21 protein-coding genes are annotated in these 20330 nt (G+C 68.8%); 14 read left to right on the top strand and 7 right to left on the bottom strand.

What is annotated here, in order from left to right:
- The first annotated feature begins 179 nt into the window (after positions 1 to 179).
- From rpsF to MPE_RS07725, 7 genes are all read left to right on the top strand, one after another.
- Positions 180 to 548, top strand: a complete 369-nt coding sequence (gene rpsF, locus MPE_RS07695) for a 30S ribosomal protein S6 (protein ID WP_011829125.1) — start codon at positions 180 to 182, stop codon at positions 546 to 548.
- 34 nt (positions 549 to 582) lie between these two features.
- A complete protein-coding gene (priB, locus tag MPE_RS07700) occupies positions 583 to 882 on the top strand; it encodes a primosomal replication protein N (RefSeq protein WP_036231689.1) in 300 nt (99 codons plus the stop codon).
- A 30-nt stretch (positions 883 to 912) separates the two neighbouring features.
- Complete coding sequence (rpsR, locus tag MPE_RS07705; RefSeq protein ID WP_011829127.1) at positions 913 to 1203, top strand: 30S ribosomal protein S18; 291 nt, start codon at positions 913 to 915, stop codon at positions 1201 to 1203.
- 10 nt (positions 1204 to 1213) lie between these two features.
- A complete protein-coding gene (gene rplI / locus MPE_RS07710) occupies positions 1214 to 1666 on the top strand; it encodes a 50S ribosomal protein L9 (RefSeq protein ID WP_011829128.1) in 453 nt (150 codons plus the stop codon).
- A 146-nt stretch (positions 1667 to 1812) separates the two neighbouring features.
- Positions 1813 to 3228 carry a replicative DNA helicase gene (gene dnaB / locus MPE_RS07715; RefSeq protein WP_011829129.1) on the top strand — a complete coding sequence of 472 codons (1416 nt, stop codon included), beginning with the start codon at positions 1813 to 1815 and terminating at the stop codon, positions 3226 to 3228.
- Positions 3229 to 3328: 100 nt separating this feature from the next.
- Positions 3329 to 3652, top strand: coding sequence for a hypothetical protein (locus tag MPE_RS07720; RefSeq protein WP_011829130.1), 324 nt, complete (start codon positions 3329 to 3331; stop codon positions 3650 to 3652).
- On the top strand, positions 3652 to 3846 hold the full coding sequence (locus MPE_RS07725) for a hypothetical protein (RefSeq protein WP_036231697.1): 195 nt from the start codon (positions 3652 to 3654) through the stop codon (positions 3844 to 3846). Before MPE_RS07720 ends, MPE_RS07725 begins: the two co-directional genes overlap by 1 nt.
- A gap of 27 nt (positions 3847 to 3873) precedes the next feature.
- Here MPE_RS07725 and MPE_RS07730 read toward each other — a convergent pair whose 3' ends face one another.
- From MPE_RS07730 to imuA, 3 genes are read right to left on the bottom strand one after another with little or no spacing between them, the layout of a single operon-like run.
- Positions 3874 to 7173, bottom strand: coding sequence for an error-prone DNA polymerase (locus MPE_RS07730; RefSeq protein WP_011829131.1), 3300 nt, complete (start codon positions 7171 to 7173; stop codon positions 3874 to 3876).
- Between the two features lie 4 nt (positions 7174 to 7177).
- Complete coding sequence (locus MPE_RS07735) at positions 7178 to 8668, bottom strand: Y-family DNA polymerase (protein WP_041929584.1); 1491 nt, start codon at positions 8666 to 8668, stop codon at positions 7178 to 7180.
- The gene (gene imuA / locus MPE_RS23770) at positions 8598 to 9386 is read right to left on the bottom strand and encodes a translesion DNA synthesis-associated protein ImuA (protein WP_011829133.1); all 789 of its coding nucleotides are present in this window, start codon (positions 9384 to 9386) and stop codon (positions 8598 to 8600) included. The genes MPE_RS07735 and imuA overlap by 71 nt, the downstream gene beginning before the upstream one ends.
- A gap of 189 nt (positions 9387 to 9575) precedes the next feature.
- On the opposite strand from imuA, the gene MPE_RS07745 reads away from it, so the two are divergent.
- The gene (locus MPE_RS07745) at positions 9576 to 9941 is read left to right on the top strand and encodes a putative quinol monooxygenase (protein WP_011829134.1); all 366 of its coding nucleotides are present in this window, start codon (positions 9576 to 9578) and stop codon (positions 9939 to 9941) included.
- Between the two features lie 57 nt (positions 9942 to 9998).
- Here the strand turns inward: MPE_RS07745 and MPE_RS07750 are convergent, their stop codons facing one another.
- The 4 genes from MPE_RS07750 to MPE_RS07765 form a co-directional block, all read right to left on the bottom strand.
- Positions 9999 to 11189 carry an acetyl-CoA C-acyltransferase family protein gene (locus MPE_RS07750; protein WP_011829135.1) on the bottom strand — a complete coding sequence of 397 codons (1191 nt, stop codon included), beginning with the start codon at positions 11187 to 11189 and terminating at the stop codon, positions 9999 to 10001.
- A 74-nt stretch (positions 11190 to 11263) separates the two neighbouring features.
- Positions 11264 to 12952: a PhoH family protein gene (locus MPE_RS07755; RefSeq protein WP_011829136.1), complete on the bottom strand. Its 1689-nt coding sequence runs from the start codon at positions 12950 to 12952 to the stop codon at positions 11264 to 11266.
- A gap of 158 nt (positions 12953 to 13110) precedes the next feature.
- Positions 13111 to 13587, bottom strand: a complete 477-nt coding sequence (locus MPE_RS07760) for a peroxiredoxin (protein WP_011829137.1) — start codon at positions 13585 to 13587, stop codon at positions 13111 to 13113.
- A gap of 117 nt (positions 13588 to 13704) precedes the next feature.
- Positions 13705 to 14082 (bottom strand): Mth938-like domain-containing protein, encoded by a 378-nt coding sequence (locus MPE_RS07765; protein ID WP_011829138.1) that lies wholly within the window; start codon positions 14080 to 14082, stop codon positions 13705 to 13707.
- Between the two features lie 108 nt (positions 14083 to 14190).
- Here MPE_RS07765 and MPE_RS07770 point away from each other — a divergent pair, with 108 nt between their 5' ends.
- From MPE_RS07770 to MPE_RS07795, 6 genes are read left to right on the top strand one after another with little or no spacing between them, the layout of a single operon-like run.
- A complete protein-coding gene (locus tag MPE_RS07770; RefSeq protein WP_011829139.1) occupies positions 14191 to 15420 on the top strand; it encodes a pyridoxal phosphate-dependent aminotransferase in 1230 nt (409 codons plus the stop codon).
- Between the two features lie 19 nt (positions 15421 to 15439).
- Positions 15440 to 16756 (top strand): homoserine dehydrogenase, encoded by a 1317-nt coding sequence (locus tag MPE_RS07775; protein ID WP_011829140.1) that lies wholly within the window; start codon positions 15440 to 15442, stop codon positions 16754 to 16756.
- Between the two features lie 49 nt (positions 16757 to 16805).
- Positions 16806 to 18218, top strand: a complete 1413-nt coding sequence (thrC, locus tag MPE_RS07780; protein ID WP_011829141.1) for a threonine synthase — start codon at positions 16806 to 16808, stop codon at positions 18216 to 18218.
- A 13-nt stretch (positions 18219 to 18231) separates the two neighbouring features.
- Entirely contained in the window at positions 18232 to 18855 is a 624-nt protein-coding gene (mobB, locus tag MPE_RS07785; protein WP_011829142.1) for a molybdopterin-guanine dinucleotide biosynthesis protein B, read from the top strand.
- Positions 18797 to 20011 carry a molybdopterin molybdotransferase MoeA gene (locus tag MPE_RS07790; RefSeq protein WP_011829143.1) on the top strand — a complete coding sequence of 405 codons (1215 nt, stop codon included), beginning with the start codon at positions 18797 to 18799 and terminating at the stop codon, positions 20009 to 20011. Before mobB ends, MPE_RS07790 begins: the two co-directional genes overlap by 59 nt.
- 10 nt (positions 20012 to 20021) lie before the next feature.
- On the top strand, positions 20022 to 20276 hold the full coding sequence (locus MPE_RS07795; protein WP_011829144.1) for a MoaD/ThiS family protein: 255 nt from the start codon (positions 20022 to 20024) through the stop codon (positions 20274 to 20276).
- Positions 20277 to 20330 lie beyond the last annotated feature (54 nt).

Here is a 20330-nt window from a genome sequence, read left to right on the forward strand (position 1 = left end):
TCAGGGCTGGCCCGCCACGGCTGACTGGCGGCCCCCGGCAACGGGGGCCGTTTCCATTGATGCGGCTATAATCTTTGGCTCACCTTGCCGCACTCCTTGTTGACGCTAGGGGGCGGCTTCCCCGCCGACCGATCACCGTGCCTGCACGGCCGCAAAGCGGACATCCACAAGGAGTACCGATGCGTCATTACGAAATCGTCCTGCTGATCCACCCGGATCAAAGCGAGCAGGTTCCGGCCATGCTGGAACGCTACAAGGGCCTGGTCACCGCTGCCGGTGGCAAGGTGCACCGCGTCGAGGATTGGGGTCGCCGCCAACTGGCCTACCTGATCAACAAGCTCGCGAAGGCGCACTACCTGTGCCTCAACATCGAGTGCAGCAAGGAAACGCTGCTCGAGCTCGAGACCGGCTTCAAGTTCAACGACGCCGTGCTGCGCCACCTCACGGTGGTCAAGAGCAAGGCCGAGACCGCGCCCTCGATCATGATGAAGGCCGTCGAGCGTGAGGAATCACGCAAGGCGCCGCAGCCGCAGGAAGCCGCTGCCTGATTCCGGTGAAGCCCTGCCTGCCGCAGGCGCCTGCATGAACCGCGTGGTTCTTCAGGCGCAGTTGGTGGAGCGGGGCGTGATGCGCTACACGCCCGCCGGTTTGCCGGCACTCGACTTGAGCCTGAGGCACGAGTCGCAAGTGACGGAAGCCGGGCACCCGCGCCGGGTCTCCCTGGAGATCCGGGCCGTGGGAATCGGGGCGGTGGCCGAGCAGCTCGGCAAGCTGGCGGTGGGAGACACCGCCGGGTTCGCCGGATTCCTCGGGTCCCACCGCAACGGCAAGGGCGTGCTGCTGCACATCACCGAATTCGACGCCCAGCCCGCTTCGCTTTGAGCAACCCGTTTCAGATTTCAGGAGTTCACTATGCCCCCGCCCCGTGGTAAAGGCCGTTTCGGCAAGGACAAGCGCCCGAAGCGCAACACCCAATCGCTGCTGTTCCGTCGCAAGCGCTTCTGCCGCTTCACGGTCACCGGCGTTACCGAGATCGACTACAAGGATGTCGACACGCTGCGCGACTTCATCGCCGAGAACGGCAAGATCACGCCCGCCCGCCTGACCGGCACGCGTGCCTTCTTCCAGCGTCAGCTGTCGACCTGCATCAAGCGCGCCCGCTTCCTGGCCCTGCTGCCGTACAGCGACCAGCACAAGTCCTGAGGAGCCCGCCATGCAAATCATCCTGCTCGAGAAGGTGGCCAACCTCGGCAACCTCGGTGAGGTCGTCAAGGTCAAGGACGGCTACGCACGCAATTTCCTGATCCCCAGCGGTGCTGCACGTCGTGCCACCGAAACGGCGGTCAAGGAATTCGAAGCCAAGCGCATCGAACTGGAAAAGGCTGCGGCTGCAAAGCTGGCCGCCTCCCAGGCCGAGGGCGAGAAGCTCAACGGCAAGACCATCAGCATCACGCAGAAGGCCGGCGTCGATGGCCGCCTGTTCGGTTCGGTCACCAACCACGATATCGCCGAAGCGCTGGGCAAGGCTGGCTTCAAGGTCGTGAAGTCGCAGGTGCGCCTGCCCAACGGTCCGCTGAAGACCGTGGGTGAGCATCCGGTGACGGTCGCCCTGCACACCGACGTGGTGGTCGACGTGAACGTGACGGTGGTCGGCGAGACCGACTGAGTCTTCTGTCCGCTCGCGACGAAGGCCGGCATTCGCCGGCCTTTGTTTTTGCGGCGGTGCCTGTACAGCGCCGCCCCCAGACCACCCACCGGATTTCCACAGACTTGCCCACAACGGCGGGTCGGCGACCGGCATAAGATCGAACGATGTCAGCCATTTTCTCCGGGGGCGGCGCGCGCCCTGATGCCCGCGGCGACGACGAGGTCGCCCGCCTGCGCATCCCGCCGCAATCCATCGAGGCCGAGCAGAGCGTGCTGGGGGGGCTGCTGATCGACAACGGCGCCTGGGACCGGGCCGGCGACCTGCTGAACGACGGCGATTTCTACCGCCACGAGCACCAGTTGATCTACGGTGCCATCGGCAAGCTGATCAACGCCAGCAAGCCGGCCGACGTGATCACCGTCTACGAGCAGCTGCAGTCGCTCGGCAAGGCCGAGGAGGTGGGCGGGCTGGCCTACCTGAACCAGCTCGCGCAGAGCGTGCCGAGCGCGGCCAACCTGCGCCGCTACGCCGAGATCGTGCGCGAGCGCAAGATCCTGCGCGACCTGGTTGCCACCAGCGATGAGATCGCCACCAACGCCTTCAACCCGCGCGGTCGCGCGGTCTCCGAGATTCTCGACGAGGCCGAGGGCAAGATCTTCAAGATCGGCGAGGCCGGCTCGCGCACCAAGCAGGGCTTCCAGGGCATGGACACCCTGGTCGTGCAGCTGATCGACCGCGTCACCGAGCTGGCCGAGAACGGCGCCGAGGAAGTGACCGGCGTGCGCACCGGCTTCTTCGACCTCGACCGCATGACCGCCGGCCTGCAGCCGGGCGACCTGATCGTGCTGGCGGCGCGCCCGTCGATGGGCAAGACCGCGTTCGCGCTCAACATCGGCGAGCACGTCGCGGTGCAGGAAGGCCTGCCGGTGGTGGTGTTCTCGATGGAAATGGGCGCCTCCCAGCTGGCGTTGCGGATGGTGGGTTCGCTCGGCCGCATCGACCAGTCGGGGCTACGCACCGGCCGGCTGCGTGATGACGAGTGGGGGCGTCTGACCGAGGCGGTCGACAAGCTCGGCAAGGCCAGCGTGTTCATCGACGAGAGCGCGGCGCTGACGCCGAGCGAACTGCGCGCCCGCGCCCGCCGTCAGGCGCGCCAGTGCGGCCAGCTCGGCCTGATCGTGGTCGACTACCTGCAGCTGATGAGCGGCTCCAGCTCGAACGAGGAGAACCGCGCCACCGTGATCGGCGAGATCTCGCGCGGCCTGAAGTCACTGGCCAAGGAACTGAAGTGCCCGGTGATCGCGCTGTCGCAGCTCAACCGCAGCGTCGAGACGCGCACCGACAAGCGGCCGATGATGAGCGACCTGCGCGAGTCGGGCGCGATCGAGCAGGATGCCGACGTCATCATGTTCATCTACCGCGACGAGTACTACAACAAGGACACCAAGGAGCCTGGTGTTGCCGAGATCATCATCGGCAAGCAGCGTAACGGCCCGGTCGGCACGGTGAAGCTCACCTTCCTGAAGCCCCTGACCAAGTTCGACAACCTCGCGCCGGGCAGTAGCGGCAGCGACTACTGACGCCCGGGTGGGGTTTCAGGGTGGGCGGCTTGACAGTCGGCCCCCATGTACATACGCTGTCCATGGACAGGGGCAAGGGGCCCCGATCGGGAGAGACGACATGGCCGCAGCCGTCGAACGCATCGTGGTGCAGGCAACCTCGCAGGACAAGAAGGCGATCGCCGCCAAGGCAAAGCGTCTGGATCTGCCCGTGTCGGAACTGATGCGCCGCGGCGCCTTCGCCTACGAGGCCAAGGAAGCGGACCAGGAACTGGGCGTACTGGCCGATGCCGCGCGCGATGCTGCCGATCGCGCCGGCGCCGCCATCGACGATGCGCTGAATTTCATCGAGGCGAGCAACAAGCGCATCGCCGCGATGGAGGCAAAGGCGTCCCGCCCGCCGAAACCAGCCGCCGGCCGGGCAGCGGTGCGCAAGGCCGCCTGATGGGTGTCACCGACCGCGTCTGGGGCGCGCTCACCTCGATGATCAAGCTCGAGGACAAGGTCAACCGGCAGTCCGACGCGATGAAACTGCAGCAGCAGAAGATCGAGGACCTGACCGGCCGCGTGATCCGGCTCGAGGCTCAGCTCGAACTGCTGACCACGGCTGCGGTCGTGAAGCGGTTGAAGAACGACTGAGCCTTGGCCGCGCGACCGGCGCGACCGTCAGTGGAAATCGCGCGAACTCGTCGCCAGCCGGCCCAGCCAGGGCGTCATGTCGACCAGCCGCCGCGCCAGCAGGTGCGTCACCCCTTCCGGCGAGCGCTGCCATTCCCCGGCCACGGCCAGCAGGCGTGAGGCGAGCAGCGCCTGGCGGAAGCGCTCGCGCACGCCCTTCCAGACGATCACGTTGACCGAGCCGGTCTCGTCTTCCAGCGTGACGAAGATCGTGCCCTTGGCGGTCTCGGGCTGCTGGCGGCCGACGACGATGCCGCAGGCCCAGACGCGGCAGCCATCCTTCAGGGCACCGAGCTCCCGCGCGTTGCGCCAGCCACGCTGTACGAGTCGCGGACGCAGCAGCGCCAGCGGATGGCGGCGCAGCGTGAGCTGGGTGCTGGCGTAGTCGAGCGTGATCTCCTCGGCCTCGGGCGGCGCGGGCAGGACGAGCGGGTCTTCGCGATGCGTCGCACCGGCGAGCAGGGCGGTGCGGCGGGGCTGGCCACTCGCATGCCACGCCTGTTGCCGGCGGTGGCCGGCCAGGCTCTGCAGTGCGTCGGCGCGGGCCAGCACCTGCAGGGCCTGGGGATCGAGCCCGGCGCGCCGCGCCAGGTCGTCGAGGCTGGCGAATGTCGACACAGCGCGGGCAGCCACGATGCGGTCGGCGGCCGCCTCGCTGAAGCCGGAGACGAGGCGCAGCCCCAGGCGCACGGCGGGCTGCAGCGAGCGTGCCGCGCAGGGCGTGCTGCCCGGTGACGCCGGCTCGAGCGTGCAGTCCCAGCCGCTGTGGCCCACGTCGACCGGGCGCACTTCGACCGCGTGGCGCCGTGCGTCCTGGACCAGCTGCGACGGTGCGTAGAAGCCCATCGGTTGCGAGTTCAGCAGCGCGGCCAGGAAGATCGCCGGCTCGTGGCACTTGAGCCAGGCGCTCAGGTAGGCCAGCAGCGCGAAGCTGTAGGCGTGGCTCTCCGGGAAGCCGTACTCGCCGAAGCCCTTGATCTGCTGGAAGATGCGCTCGGCGAACTCGCGGTCGTAGTTCTTTTCCACCATGCGACCGACGATGCGCTGGTGGAATTGCTGCAAGCCGCCCTTGCGTTTCCAGGCCGCCATCGCGCGGCGCAGTTCGTCGGCATCGCCGCCGCTGAAATCGGCCGCGATCATGCAGATCTGCATCACCTGCTCCTGGAAGATCGGAACGCCCAGCGTGCGCTCGAGCGCCTGCTCGAGCGCTGGGTAGGCCGGTGGCGGGCGCAGGCCCCGGCGCTGCAGATCACGCTGCTTCAGGTAGGGATGCACCATGCCGCCGCTGATCGGGCCCGGCCGCACGATCGCGACCTGCACCACGAGGTCGTAGAACTCACTTGGCTTCAAGCGAGGCAGCATGCTCTGCTGGGCCCGGCTCTCGATCTGGAACACGCCCACGGTGTCAGCTTCCTGGATCATTTCGTAGGTGGCGATGTCATCGCGCGGGATGTCCTGCATCCGCCATGACGGGGATATGGGTGCGCCGCCGTTGGCGCCGGGCGGCGGGCCGCGCCAGTCGGTGATCAGCGCGAGCGCGCGCTTCAGCGCACTCAGCATGCCCAGCGCCAGCACGTCGACCTTCAGCAGCCCCAGCGACTCAAGATCGTCCTTGTCCCACTGGATCACGCGGCGGTCCTTCATCGCGGCGTTCTCGATCGGCACCAGGCGCGACAGCGCGTCCCGCGCGATGACGAATCCGCCGACGTGCTGCGACAGGTGCCGCGGAAAGCCGATCAGCGCGGCGCTCAGTGCCAGCCACTGCCGGGTGACCGGGGCGTCCGGATCGAAGCCGGCCTCGACCAGCCGGGCGGGCAGAGCCTCATGCCCGTCGAACCACTGGTGGCTCTTCGCGAGGCGGTCGATGCGCTGCCCGTCCAGCCCCAACGCCTTGCCGACCTCGCGCACCGCACCGCGCACGCGGTAGGTCGCCAGTGCGGCGGCCAGTGCGGTGCGGTGCGTGCCGTACTTGCCGTAGATGTACTGGATGACTTCCTCGCGCCGCTCGTGTTCGAAGTCGACGTCGATGTCGGGCGCCTCACCGCGCTCCTCGCTGATGAAGCGCTCGAACAGCAGTGGGGTCTGCGTCGGGTCGACCTCGGTGATGCCCAGGCAGTAGCAGACCGCCGAATTGGCGGCCGAGCCGCGACCCTGGCACAGGATGCCCTCGGAGCGGGCGAAGCGCACCACGTCGTGAACGGTGAGGAAGAAGGCCTCGTAGCGCTTGCGGAAGATCAGCGCGAACTCGTGTTCGATCTGCGCCTGCACCATGCCAGGCACGCCGCCGGGATAGCGCACGCAGGCCCCTTCCTCGGTCAGGCGCCGCAGGTGGCTGCTGGCCGTCTCGCCGGCCGGCACGATCTCGTCCGGATACTCGTACTTCAGCTGCTCCAGCGAGAAGTCGCAGGCCCGCGCGAGGTCCACGCTGCGCTGCAGCCACTCGGGACGGCAGAGCTGCGCCAGCGCCAGCCGCGAGCGCAGGTGCTGCTCGGCGTTGCGCATCAGCGCGTAGCCGCAGTCGGCGACGCGGCGCTTCAGGCGGATCGCGGTCAGCGTGTCCTGCAGCGGCTTGCGCGAGCGCACGTGCATCAGCACGTCGCCCGCCGCCGCCAGTGGCAGGCCGGAGGCGGCCGATGCGTCGAGCAGGCGCTCCACGAAGGACTCGTCGTCGGCCCAGCGCAGCAGCTCGACCGCGATCGAGGCGCGCTCGCCGCAGCGGCCCGCCAGCCAACGGGCCTGCGCGAGCAGGGTGGCGTGAGGCTCGTCGCGGCGTGGGATCAGCAGCGCCAGGCAGTCGGGCACGCCGGCGGCATGGCCCTGGCCGGCCAGCAGCGCATCGAGGTCGTCGACGCTCAGTTGGTAGTGCCCCTTGGCGCTGCGGCCGCGACCGAGCGTGATGAGACCACAGATCTGGGCATAGCCTTCGCGGTTCTTCGCCAGCAGCACCAGGCGGCAGCCCGGTGCGGTGGGCGAGGCCGCGAGCGTGAACTCGCTACCGATGATCAGGGCCGGCAACGGCGGGTTGCCGTTCTCGCGCAGCCGCTTCAGCGCCGCATGCGCCCGCACCACGCCGGCCACCGAGCACTCGTCGGTGATCGCGATCGCCGCATAGCCGAGCTGGGCGGCGCGCTCCACCAACTCCTGTGGGTGCGAGGCGCCGGTCAGGAAGCTGAAGTTCGAGCGGCAGTGCAGCTCCGCGTAGGCCGGCAGCCCGGGTCGCGTCCAGTGCAGCGGCGGCGGCGGAGGCGACGCCGGCTGCGGCGTCTTGGGATGGGCTGGTTGCGGCATCGTCTCACCCGAACCAGCCGTGCAGGAACCAGCCCCCCGACGAGGCGTCGCCGGGGTGCTCGCGGTAGATCCAGCGCAGCCGGTGGTCGGGGCCCTCGGCCACGTGGTAATCGCGCCGCACCAGCGCGCCGTCGAACCAGCCGGCCTCGATGCGCTCGGCCCGCGAGCACACCCGCAGGGGCCCACCATGCCGCGGCCGGCCCAGGGCATCGCTGGCCAGCGGCAGCGGCAACGGCAGCAACCAGAGTGGTCGGGGGGCGGTGGGAGCGGGCGCCGTGGTCACAAAGGGCGCTGGGGGCGGTTCGCCGACCGACCGGACACGCTGCGCGTGCTCGGGTCGGTGATCGGCCCGCGGCACCCAGCGCCGCACGTGATCACTCCCCAGCCGCGCGGTCAGTCGGTCAAGCAGCGCGGCGTGTTCGCCGTCCTGCCGGCCTGGTCCGGGCAGCAGCTCGCCAGGCGTGCCGCCGTGCGGCACGGCGGCTTCCAGTTCGAGCGCGAGCTCGTAGACCGGCGCGGCGAGCACATGGCGCTGCAGGCGCTCGCGCCACAGCAGCGCGAGCTGGGCGATGTCGCGGCTCGGGGCCGACAGCTGCAGTCGCAGCCGGGTGTCGGGGCAGGGCTCGCGGCCGTGCTCATGGCGCAGTCTCAGTGCCAGCACCGTGACGGCCTGCCAGCGCAGCTGCAGCCAACCGCGCAGTGCCGGCAGCAGAGCCTCGACGGCGGCCATCAGCACCGCAGCCTCGTCGGCGCGCTGCAGCAGTTCGCGTCGAGCCAGGAAGTGCTCGGGCGGCACGAACCACGGCCTCGGGTCTGGGGCATCGCCATAGCAGCGGTCGAGCGCCCGGCCCAGGTCCACGCCGAGCCGGCGCTGCAGACCGGCACGTGGCAGCGCGCGCAGCGCCCTGAAGGTCCGGATCCCCAGCGCCTGCAGCAACTCGCTCTGGTGGAGGCTGGGCGGCAGCAGACGCGCCAGGCTCGCTACCGGCAGCCGATCCAGCTGCTGCGCACTGCTCCGGGCCTGCAGTGCATGTCGCCGGGCCAGGCCGCTGGTGGCGAACAGCCAGGCGGCGCCGGGGGTGGGCGCACAGCCCGTCCGCACCTGCACCCCGCTCGTGCGCGCCAGGGCTTGTGCCCGGTGCAGCAGCGCATGGATGCCGCCGAACAGCCGCAGCGTGCTCTGCACTTCGAGCAGCACCCCGTCCGGAATGAGGCTCAGGTGGGGCGTGAGCGCAGCGAGCGCCAGGGCCAGTCGCTCGACCAGCGCGGCCTCGCGCGGCCGGTCACGCGGGAACACGACGAGCTGCGGCAGCAGGGACAAGGCCGTGGCCACGCTCTGCCCGGCTCGCACCCCGAGGGCGTGCGCCGCGCGGTTGGCGCCGAGCAGCATGTGCTGCTCGGTCACCGCTACCGGCAGCGCGGCCTCAAGCCCGGTGTGCGAACCGGGCAGAGCTTGCAGCGGCAGCTGGGGCAGGTAGAGGGCGATCCACAGCATCGTGAGGACTCCCAGTGAGCGGCGACGCGGGGCGCACCGATGCCGGCCAGGGCAGGGCCAGCTGCAGGGGGCGGGCCATCGGCGGGCCGCGGCGCTTGAACACGTCGACGGCCAGGGCATGGCCCGGCAGCGGTTGACAGGCCAGGCGCAGCGGCGCCGGGCTGCTCAGCGAGCGGGCCGCGGGCGCCTGCAGGCTCAGCAAGGGCGTGAGACCCGCTTGCGCGGCCAGGTGCAGGCGGCGCAGCGTGGGGCGGGTCACCGGCCGTTCGCTCCACCACAGCACGGCGGCGCAGCTGCCGGCGCGCACCGCCTGCTCGGCGGCCCAGGCGGCATCGATCGCTGTCTGCGGCGCCAGGCACAGCAGCCGTGAGCCGTCCAGGCCGAGGGCCTGCAGCGCGCTCAGGCAAGGCCAGCCCGGCGGGGAGATCCAGACCGTTTCGCGTGCGGCCTCCTGGCGCTGCCCCAGTTTGCGCAGCCACGGCACCAGCAACGCCAGTTCGCCGCTGGCCGGCGCGGCCAGCAGTTCGGTGAGGCCGCTCGCGGGCCAGCCTCCGCCGGGCAACTGCTCGTCGAGCGCCGGCCATCCGGTGGAAAGGGTCGGCAGCGGCGGCCGAGCCAGCACGCCGGCCCGCCATAGCGCGGCCCCGGGGCGGTCCATGAAGGAGGCCAGGCCGCGCGGTGGCGGCGACGGTGCGGTGGCGGCGGGGTCGAGGAGCATGGCGGAGAAGCAGACGGAGATGAATACTGTACATAAATACAGTATCCACGTGCGCGATTCCGCTCCATGCAGATCCCCGTCGGCGGAGGCCGCCGGGATTGGCTTACGGGTTCATCCGGTGTGCGGCGAGGGTGAAGGCCGGCACGCTCGCGCTTGCATTTCGCACCACCCCTGTCCCAGGAGACATTGATGAGCACCCCCGACACCTGCTGCAGCATCGCGCCTTATTTCAAGGTGGCGCCCGGCAAGCTCGATGAGTTCAAGGCGCTGACCGCGCGCTTCATCGAGAAGACACGCAGCGAACCCAAGTGCGCGCACTACGCCTTCAGCTTCGATGGCGATGCAGCGCACTGCCGCGAAGGCTATGACGGTGCAGCAGGCCTGCTGGCCCACCTGGAAAATGTCGGTGCCCTGCTGGGCGAGGCACTGAAGATCGCTGAAGTGACGCGGGTCGAAGTGCACGCGACAGCAGCCGACATCGAGCAACTGCGCGAGCCGCTGAAGGGCCTGAACCCGCAGTACTTCGTGCTGCAGAGCGGCGGCTTCCGCCGCTGAGGCAAGCCCGGGCCGGATGAAGCCCATCCTCTGGGCTTCATCCGCCGAGCGCGCGGTTCAGACGCGCTCGAAGATCGCGGCGATGCCCTGACCGCCGCCGATGCACATCGTCACCAGCGCGTAGCGGCCGCCGGTGCGCTGCAGTTCGTACAGGGCCTTGGTTGTGATGATGACGCCGGTTGCGCCGACCGGGTGGCCGAGCGAGATGCCCGAGCCATTGGGGTTGACCTTGGCAGGATCGAGGTCGAGCTCGCGCACCACGGCACAGGCCTGCGCGGCGAAGGCTTCGTTGGACTCGATCACATCGAGGTCCTGCACCTTGAGGCCGGCCTTCTTCAGTGCGAGTTGGGTCGCCGGCACCGGGCCGATGCCCATGATCTTCGGCTCCACGCCGGCATGGGCGTAGGCCACCAGGCGTGCCAGCGGCTTCAGGCCCCCGGCCTTGACCGCCTCGGCGCTGGCCAGCACCACGGCCGCCGCGCCATCGTTGATGCCCGAGGCATTGCCGGCCGTGACCAGGCCGCCGTCCTTCTTGAACGCGGGCTTCATCTTGGCCAGCGTCTCGACCGTGGTGTCGGCCTTCACGTGCTCGTCGGTGTCGAAGCTCACGGTTCCCTTGCGGGTGACGATCTCGACCGGCACGATCTGGCTCTTGAAGCGGCCCTCGGCGATCGCCTTGGCGGCGCGGTGGTGACTCTCGGCGGCCAGCTCGTCCATCATGCTGCGGGTGATGCCGAACTGCTCGGCCACGTTCTCCGCGGTGATGCCCATGTGGATCTTGTGGAAGGGGTCGTGCAGGATGCCGACGGTGTAGTCGACCATGGCCGTGTCGCCCATGCGCGCGCCCCAGCGGGCCGTGTTCACGTGGTAAGGGCCGCGTGACATCGACTCGGCGCCGGCCCCGATGGCCAGCTCGCAGTCACCCAGCAGCACCGACTGCGCCGCCGAGACGATGGCCTGCAGGCCCGAACCGCACAGACGGTTCACGTTGAAGGCCGGCGTTTCCTTCGACAGCCCGGCGTTGATCGCGGCGACGCGGCTCAGGTAGGCGTCGCGCGGTTCGGTCGGGATCACGTTGCCCATGGCCAGGTGGCCAATGCTGTCGGCCGCTGCGCCGCTGCGCTCGATCGCTGTCCTGACCGCCAGCGTGGCCAGGTCGGCCAGGGGCGTGTCCTTCAGCGTGCCGCCGTAGGTGCCGATGGCGGTGCGCGCGGCACCGACGACGAAGACGTCTCGGGAAATGGTCATCGCAGGTCTCCTTTTGTGCAGAGCATCAATTGTGCGCCTGCCGCCCGCGGGCACCCCTACCCGTGCAGGTGGGCCTACAACACGTCCGACGCGTAATCGGCCAGCCGCGAGCGCTCGCCGCGCGCCAGCATCACGTGGCCGCTGTGTGGCCAGCCCTTGAAGCGGTCGACCGCGAAGGTGAGGCCCGAACTGCCTTCGGTGAGGTAGGGCGTGTCGATCTGCGCCAGGTTGCCCAGGCAGACGATCTTCGTGCCCGGCCCGGCGCGCGTGATCAGCGTCTTCATCTGCTTGGGCGTCAGGTTCTGCGCCTCGTCGATCAGCACGAACTTGTTCAGGAAGGTGCGCCCGCGCATGAAGTTCAGGCTCTTGATCTTGATCTTGCTGCGCACCAGGTCATTGGTCGCGGCGCGGCCCCATTCGCCGGCGCCCGAGTCATTCTTGGACAGCACCTCGAGGTTGTCGTCGAGCGCGCCCATCCACGGGCCCATCTTCTCTTCCTCGGTGCCGGGCAGGAAGCCGATGTCCTCGCCGACCGGCACGGTCACGCGGGTCACGATGATCTCGCTGTAGCGGCGATCGTCCATCACCTGCGACAGGCCGGCGGCCAGCGTCATCAGCGTCTTGCCGGTGCCGGCGGTGCCGGTGAGGGTGATGAAGTCGCAGTCCGGGTCCATCAGCAGGTTCAGCGCGAAGTTCTGCTCGCGGTTGCGCGCGGTCACGCCCCAGATGGCGTTCTTGGCATGCGAGTAGTCCTTCAGCGTCTTCAGCACCGCGGTCTTGCCGGTGATCTCGGTGACCTTCGCGTAGAGCGGTGCGGCGCCCGGGGTCTCAAGGTAGACGAACTGGTTGACCATCAGCACCGGCACCAGCGGCCCGGCGATGCGGTAGAACGTGGAGCCGCCTTGCTGCCAGCTCTCCATGGTCTTGCCGTGGCGCTCCCAGAAGTCGGCCGGCAGCGGCAGCACACCGGTGTAGAGCAGGTCACCGTCTTCCAGCGTCTTGTCGTTGAAGTAGTCCTCGGCCGGCAGGCCCAGCGCACGGGCCTTGATGCGCATGTTGATGTCCTTGGACACCAGCACCACGTCTCGTGTCGGGTGCTGCTCGCGCAGGCCTTGCACCACGCCCAGGATCTGGTTGTCGGCCTTGCCCTGCGGCAGCCCGGCCGGCAGCTTGGCGTCGAGGAAGGTGGTTTGGAAGAACAGGGTGCCTCCGGCCTCCTTGTGACCGGTCTTCGCGAGCGCCACGCCGGCCGCGGGATCGAACTTCGCGCTGTCGGCGCCGCCGGCCAGTGCGTCGAGCTCGCGGCTGACCTGGCGCACGTTGCGCGAGACCTCGCTCATGCCCTTCTTGTGCCCGTCGAGCTCCTCGAGCGTGATCATCGGCAGGTAGACGTCGTGCTCGTCGAAGCGGAACAGCGACATCGGGTCGTGCATCAGAACGTTGGTATCCAGGACGAAGAGCTTGGGCGGGCCGCTGGCGCGCGGCTTGCGCGGGCGCGGTTCCGTGGCGGTGCCGCGGCTGATGGCCTTGACCGGCAGGTAGCCGGCCGCCGGGGCCTGTACTGCTCGCGGCGTGGCAGCGGGTGCCGGGGCGGGCGCCTTGGCGGCCGGCGCCTTGGGGTGGGGGTCGAACAGGTCGAGCAGGGCAGGACCGGGGTTGTCCTGCTTGGTGGCGCGGGTGCCCGGTTTGGGTGCGGCCTGGGAGTCGAAGTCGCTGGCGCTGAGGAGGGAGGCTTTCTTGGCGGGCGGTTTGGGCAGGGGCATGGACTTCGAGGGCCTTAAGAAGTGAAAAAGCCGCACAGTCGCCTGTGCGGCTTGCTCGGATGCGGTGAATGACTCACGGGCATGAACCCATTATGCACACCGCATGCCTGACTTCAATCTCCGCTGTGTGACGCCTTGGTAACGGTAACGTCAGGTTCTCAGGCGGCCTTCTTCAGCGCCTTGACCGACTTCAGCACCTCGTCGACATGGCCGGCCACCTTGATGCCGCGCCACTCCTCGACCAGCACCCCGGCGGGATCGATCAGGAAGGTGCTGCGCTCGATGCCCTTGACCTTCTTTCCGTACATGATCTTGTTCTTGACCACGCCGAACATGTGGCAGAGCTTTTCCTCGGTGTCGGCGATCAGCTCGAACGGCAGCTCGAGGTTCTGCTTGAACTTGTCGTGCGAGGCCATGTTGTCGCGCGACACGCCGAACACCACCGCGCCGGCCTTCACGAAGTCCTTGTGGCGGTCGCGGAACTGCATCGCTTCGGTGGTGCATCCGGGGGTGTTGTCCTTCGGGTAGAAGTACAGGATGACCGTCTGACCCAGATAGGCCTGGGGCGTGAACTTCACGCCACCGGTGGCCTGCGCTTCAAATTCCGGGAGGGCTTTATTGAGGGCGGGCGTCATGAAGGGTGCTGCTGAGGAGGCGCCTTGAGTAAGGCTAACTGTTGATTATAAAGGCGCTGTCAAGCGATACCGCCACCCCACACACTGCGGTTGCCGCGCCGCGGCGGTAGGTCGGACTCACGGCGGATCGATCAGCAGGGCGGCGATCACGCTGCGTCCCTCGGCCGCCAGCAGGTTGTAGGTGCGACAGGCGGCGGCGGTGTCCATGGTCTCGAAGCCGATGCGCCGATCGATCAGCGGGCGCAGCCATTCGGGGCGCGGGAAACGCAGCGCGTTGCCGCTGCCGAACAGCACAAGCTCCGGGCCGAGGACCGCGAGCGCCTCGAAATGCCGGGGGCCCAGCGTGTCGAAGCGGGCGTCCTGCCAGGACGTCACCTCGCCTTGCCAGGGCAGCACCACACTGTCGCGCCAGGTGCGCTCGCCGATCTGGACGCTGCTGCGTGTGTAGCCGCTGATCACGTTGGCGGCGGCGATGCGATCGGGCTGCAGTTTCATGGGGCGCGGGAGAGGGGCGGGGCAGGCTCGGAGGCGAGCGCTGTGGTCTAATTTTAGGCTCTGCGCGCAGCGCCGCCGCAGTCGTTCCATTGAGATCCAGGAGTTCTCGTGCCCAAGCCCATCGCCAAGTCCAGCAAGCTCGCCAACGTGTGCTACGACATCCGTGGTCCGGTGCTGGACAAGGCCCGCGCCATGGAAGAAGAGGGCCAGAAGATCATCAAGCTCAACATCGGCAATCTGGCGGTGTTCGGCTTCGATCCGCCCGACGAGATCGTGCAGGACATGATCCGCAATCTTTCCCAGACGGCGGGCTACACCGACAGCAAGGGTCTGTTCGCACCGCGCAAGGCGGTGGTGCATTACGCGCAGGAGAAGGCGATCTCCGGCGTGACGGTCGACGACGTCTATCTCGGCAACGGTGCGTCCGAGCTGATCGTGATGAGCCTCAACGCGCTGCTCGACAACGGCGACGAGGTGCTGGTGCCGGCACCCGATTACCCGCTGTGGACTGCGGCCGTGTCGCTGTCGGGCGGCAATCCGGTGCACTACCTGTGCGACGAGGCGAGCGACTGGTACCCGGACATCGACGACATCCGCCGAAAGATCACGCCGAACACACGCGCCATCGTCGTCATCAACCCGAACAACCCGACCGGCGCGCTGTACCCGGAGAGTCTGCTGCGCGAGATCGTCGAACTGGCCCGGCAGCACCAGCTGATCATCTTTGCCGATGAGATCTACGACAAGACGCTGTACGACGGCAACACCCATACCAGCATCGCTTCGCTGGCCGACGACGTGCTGTGCGTGACGCTGAACGGCCTCAGCAAGAACTACCGTGCCTGCGGCTACCGCGCCGGCTGGATGGTGGTGTCGGGCGACAAGCGCTGCGCGAAGGACTACATCGAGGGGCTCAACATGCTCGCGTCGATGCGCCTGTGCGCCAACACACCGGGGCAGCTGGCCATCCAGACCGCGCTCGGCGGCTACCAGAGCATCAAGGACCTCGTGGCGCCGGGCGGCCGGCTGACGCGCCAGCGCGACATGGCCTACGAGCTGCTGAGCCAGATTCCCGGCGTGAGCGTGGTCAAGCCCAAGGCGGCGCTGTACATGTTCCCACGGCTCGACCCCAAGCTTTACCCGATCCAGGACGACCAGCAGTTCGCCTACGAACTGCTGGCCGAGGAGAAGGTGCTGATCGTGCAGGGCACGGGCTTCAACTGGCCGCAGCCCGACCATTTCCGCGTCGTGTTCCTGCCGAACTCCGACGACCTGAGCGACGCGATCGGCCGCATCGCCCGTTTCCTCGACCATTACCGCAAGCGCCACAGCGTCTGACACCGTGTCCGAATCGAAGATGAAACCGATCCAAGTGGGCCTGCTCGGCGCGGGCGTGGTGGCTGGCGGCGTGGTGCAGGTGCTGCAGCGCAACCGGGCCGAGATCCAGCGCCGCGCCGGCCGCGGCATCGAGGTCGCCGCGGTCGCCGCGCGCGACGTGGCCAAGGCGCGCGCCACGCTCGGCAGCGAGGTGGTGCTGACCGACGACTTCGACGCCCTGGTGCGCCGGCCCGACATCGACGTGGTCGTCGAGGTGATCGGCGGCACGACACGGGCCCGCGAGCTGGTGCTGGCCGCCATCGCCGCCGGCAAGCCGGTGGTCACCGCCAACAAGGCGCTGCTGGCGGTACACGGCACCGAGATCTTCGCGGCGGCGCGCGAGCGCGGTGTGGCGGTCGGCTTCGAGGCGGCAGTGGCCGGCGGCATCCCGATCATCAAGGCGCTGCGCGAGGGCCTGACCGCGAACCGCATCAACTGGATCGCCGGCATCATCAACGGCACCACCAACTTCATCCTGTCGGAGATGCGCTCCAAGGGGCTGGACTTCGGCACCGTGCTGAAGGAAGCCCAGCGCCTGGGCTACGCCGAGACCGACCCGACCTTCGACATCGAGGGCATCGACGCCGCGCACAAGGCGACGATCATGAGTGCGATCGCCTTCGGCACACCGGTGCAGTTCGAGCACGCCTACATCGAAGGCATCACCAAGCTGCAGGCGGCCGACATCCGCTACGCCGAACAGCTGGGCTACCGCATCAAGCTGCTGGGCATCACCAAGCGCCGCGAAGATGCGCAGGGCATCGAGCTGCGCGTGCACCCGACGCTGATCCCGGGCACGCGCCTGATCGCCAATGTGGAGGGTGCGATGAATGCCGTGGTGGTGCAGGGCGACGCGGTCGGCTCCACGCTCTACTACGGCAAGGGCGCCGGCGCTGAGCCGACGGCCTCGGCCGTGGTCGCCGACCTGGTCGACGTGACCCGGCTCATCACCGCCGACCCCGATCACCGCGTACCGCACCTGGCCTTCCATCCCGATGCGGTGGCGGCCACGCCCATCCTGCCGATCGAGCAGGTCGTCACCGCCTTCTACCTGCGCCTGCAGGTCGCCGACAAGGCGGGCGTGCTGGCCAACATCACCCGCATCCTGGCCGACCACGCGATCTCGATCGATGCCGTGCTGCAGCGCGAGTCGGCCGAGGGCGAGAGCCAGACCGACCTGATCATCCTGACCCACGACACGCTCGAAGGGAAGATGAACGCGGCGCTGGCGCAGATGCAGGCGCTGCCGACCGTGCTGGCGCCCATCGTGCGCATCCGCAAGGAAGAACTGTCCTGATGCCCCACCCCCGTTGCGGCATGCTGGTTGTTGTGAGTCCGAATCGTCCATGAACTACCTCAGCACCCGCGGCGACTCCACGCCGCGCGGCTTCTCCGACATCCTGCTCGAAGGCCTGGCGCCGGATGGGGGTCTCTACCTGCCGGAGCGCTATCCGCGCGTCGATGCGGCCACGCTGGCGCGCTGGCGCGGCCTGTCCTACGCCGACCTCGCGTTCGAGATCCTGTCGCTCTACATCACCGACATTCCGGCCGACGACCTGCGCACGCTGATCCGCAAGACCTACACGCGCGAGGTCTTCGGTACGACCGAGATCACCCCGCTGAAGCCGCTGGAGCCTGGCGTCGCGCTGCAGGCCCTGTCGAACGGACCGACGCTCGCGTTCAAGGACATGGCCATGCAGCTGCTGGGCCAGCTGTTCGAGTACGAGCTGGCGCGCCGCGGCGAAACGCTCAACATCCTGGGCGCGACCTCCGGCGACACCGGCAGCGCGGCCGAGTACGCGATGCGCGGCAAGCAGGGCGTGCGCGTCTTCATGCTCAGTCCGCACGGCCGCATGAGCCCGTTCCAGCAAGCGCAGATGTTCAGCTTGCCCGACGCGAACATTCACAACCTCGCGGTCGAGGGCGTGTTCGACGACTGCCAGGACATCGTCAAGGCCGTGTCCAACGACCTGGAGTTCAAGCGCCGCTGGCGCATCGGCACCGTCAACTCCATCAACTGGGCAAGGCTGCTGGCGCAGGTGGTGTATTACTTCGCCGGTTATTTCCAGGCCACGAAGTCGAACGACGAGCGGGTGAGCTTCTCGGTGCCATCGGGCAACTTCGGCAACGTGTGCGCCGGCCATGTGGCGCGCATGATGGGCCTGCCGATCGAGCAGCTGGTGGTCGCGACAAACGAGAACGACGTGCTCGACGAGTTCTTCCGCACCGGCAGCTACCGCGTGCGCGGCGCGGCCGACACGCATGAGACTTCGAGTCCCTCGATGGACATCTCCAAGGCCAGCAACTTCGAGCGCTTCGTGTTCGACCTGCTGGGTCGCGACGCGGCACGCACGCGCCAGCTGTTCGGTGACGACATCGCACGGCACGGCGGCTTCACGCTGACGCCCGCCGAGTTTGCGCGGGTGCGCGAGTTCGGCTTCGTGTCCGGCAAGAGCACGCACGCCGACCGCGTGGCGACCATCCGCGACACTCAGCAGCGTTTCGGCGTGACCATCGACCCGCACACCGCCGACGGCCTGAAGGTGGGCCGTGCGTACGTGAAGCCCGGCACGCCGCTGCTGGTGCTGGAGACCGCGCTGCCGATCAAGTTCGCCGCCACCATCCTCGAGGCGCTCGGCCACGAGCCGCCCCGGCCGGCCGGGCTCGAGGGGCTCGAGCAGCTCCCCAGGCGCTTCAAGGTCATGCCGGCCAGCTCGGCGACGGTGCAGGCCTACATCGTCGAGAATTGTTCGACATGAGGGTTGTCGCCGGATGAAGGTCGTCGGTTTCTGCGGGTACTCGGGCTCGGGCAAGACCACGCTGGTGGAGCAGCTCGTGGCGCGCCTGCGCCTCGCCGGGCACCGCGTCTCCGTCGTCAAGCACGCCCACCACGACTTCGATATCGACCAGCCCGGCAAGGACTCGCACCGTCACCGCGCCGCCGGTGCCTACGAGGTGGTGATCGCTTCGAACCGGCGCCTCGCGAAGATCCGCGAGTACGACCTCGAGGCCGATCCGAACCCGCACCAGCTGATCGCCGAACTGTCCGACGCCGACTGGGTGCTGGTCGAGGGCTTCAAGCACGCCGACCTGCTGAAGATCGAGATCTGGCGTGCCGAGACCGGGCAACGGGTGCAGTACCCGCATGATCCCTTCGTGGTCGCGATCGCGACCGACAGCCCCGAGGCCCTGCCGTCGCCGACGCAGCTGCCGGTGCTCGACCTGAACGATGCCGACGCGGTAACGGCTTTCCTGATCCGCCAAGCCGCACGCCACGACTACCGGTCCCCTTATGACGACGCCGACAACGAAGCCGCCTATGTCGCCCCCTCGGCCGATGTTGAGCCTGACCGACGCGCTGGCGCGGCTGCTCGCCGGCACGACGGCACTGGCTGAGACCGAGACGGTCTCCACCTTCGAGGCCCTCGGTCGCGTGCTCGCGGTCGATGTGGTCTCGCAGCTCGACGTGCCGCCGCATGACAACAGCTCGATGGATGGTTACGCGCTGCGTACGGCCGATGTGCCTCAGCCCGGCACGCTGCTGACCGTCAGCCAGCGTATCGCGGCGGGGCAGGTCGGCGCGGTGCTGGCACCCGGCACGGCCGCGCGCATCTTCACCGGGGCGCCGGTGCCGGAGGGCGCCGATGCGGTCGTGATGCAGGAGCAGTGCGAGCCGGTCGACGGTGGCAGCGTGCGCGTCCAGATCCGACCGACCGCGGGCCAGTGGGTGCGCCGCCGCGGCGAGGACGTTTGTGCCGGCAGCGTGGTGCTGGCGCGCGGCAGCCGTCTCACGCCTCAGGCTCTCGGACTGGCGGCCTCGGTGGGCGCGGCGACGCTGAGCGTGGTGCGCCGGCCGCGCGTCGCGCTGTTCTCGACCGGCGACGAGCTGGTGATGCCCGGCGAGCCGCTGAAGCCCGGTGCCATCTACAACTCCAACCGCTACACGCTGCGGGCGCTGCTGCAGTCGGCCGGCTGCGAGGTCAGCGATCTCGGCATCGTGCCGGATCGGCTCGACGCCACCCGCGAGGCGCTGCGCCGGGCCGCCGAGGGCCATGACCTGATCCTCACGTCCGGCGGGGTGTCGGTCGGCGAGGAAGACCACCTGAAGCCGGCCGTCGAGGCCGAAGGCCGGCTCGACCTGTGGCAGATCGCCATCAAGCCGGGCAAGCCGCTGGCCTTCGGCGAGGTGCGCACGAGCGGAGCCGACCGGCCGGCGCTCTTCATCGGCCTGCCCGGCAACCCGGTGTCCAGCTTCGTGACCTTCCTGCTCGCGGTGCGCCCGGTGCTGCAGGCCCTGCAGGGTCTGCCAGGTGCGGAGCCGGCCGGCTGGCCGGTCCGTGCGGACTTCGACTGGCCACGGCCGGATGCCCGGCGCGAGTTCCTGCGGGCCCGGCGCAATGCCGATGGCGGGCTCGAGCTGTTCGGCAACCAGAGTTCGGGGGTGCTGACCTCGGCGGTCTGGGCCGAAGGCCTGATCGACAACCCGCCGGGCCGGGCCATCGCACGGGGCGACATCGTTCGCTTCCTGCCGTTTGCGGCGCTTCTGGCATGAAAGGCCGCGCATGAAGGTGCAGGTGCGCTACTTCGCCTCGGTCCGCGAGGCGCTGGGTCCCGGCGAAACGGTCGAGCTTGCCACGGGCACGCGCCTGTCCGGGCTGCGGGACCAGCTCATCGCAAGGGGCGGGCGTCATGCCGAGGCACTGGGCCGCGGTCGTGCTCTGCGCATGGCGCTGGACCAGGCGATGGTCGACGATGAGGCCATGACGGTGCATGAAGGCGCCGAAGTGGCCTTTTTCCCGCCGGTCACGGGCGGCTGAGCCGCGCGCCGCCCTGCGGCGTGGCCTTCGAGGGATGGCGGGGCGTTCAGGATG

This window comes from Methylibium petroleiphilum PM1 (assembly GCF_000015725.1).
Taxonomy (GTDB): Bacteria; Pseudomonadota; Gammaproteobacteria; order Burkholderiales; family Burkholderiaceae_C; genus Methylibium; species Methylibium petroleiphilum.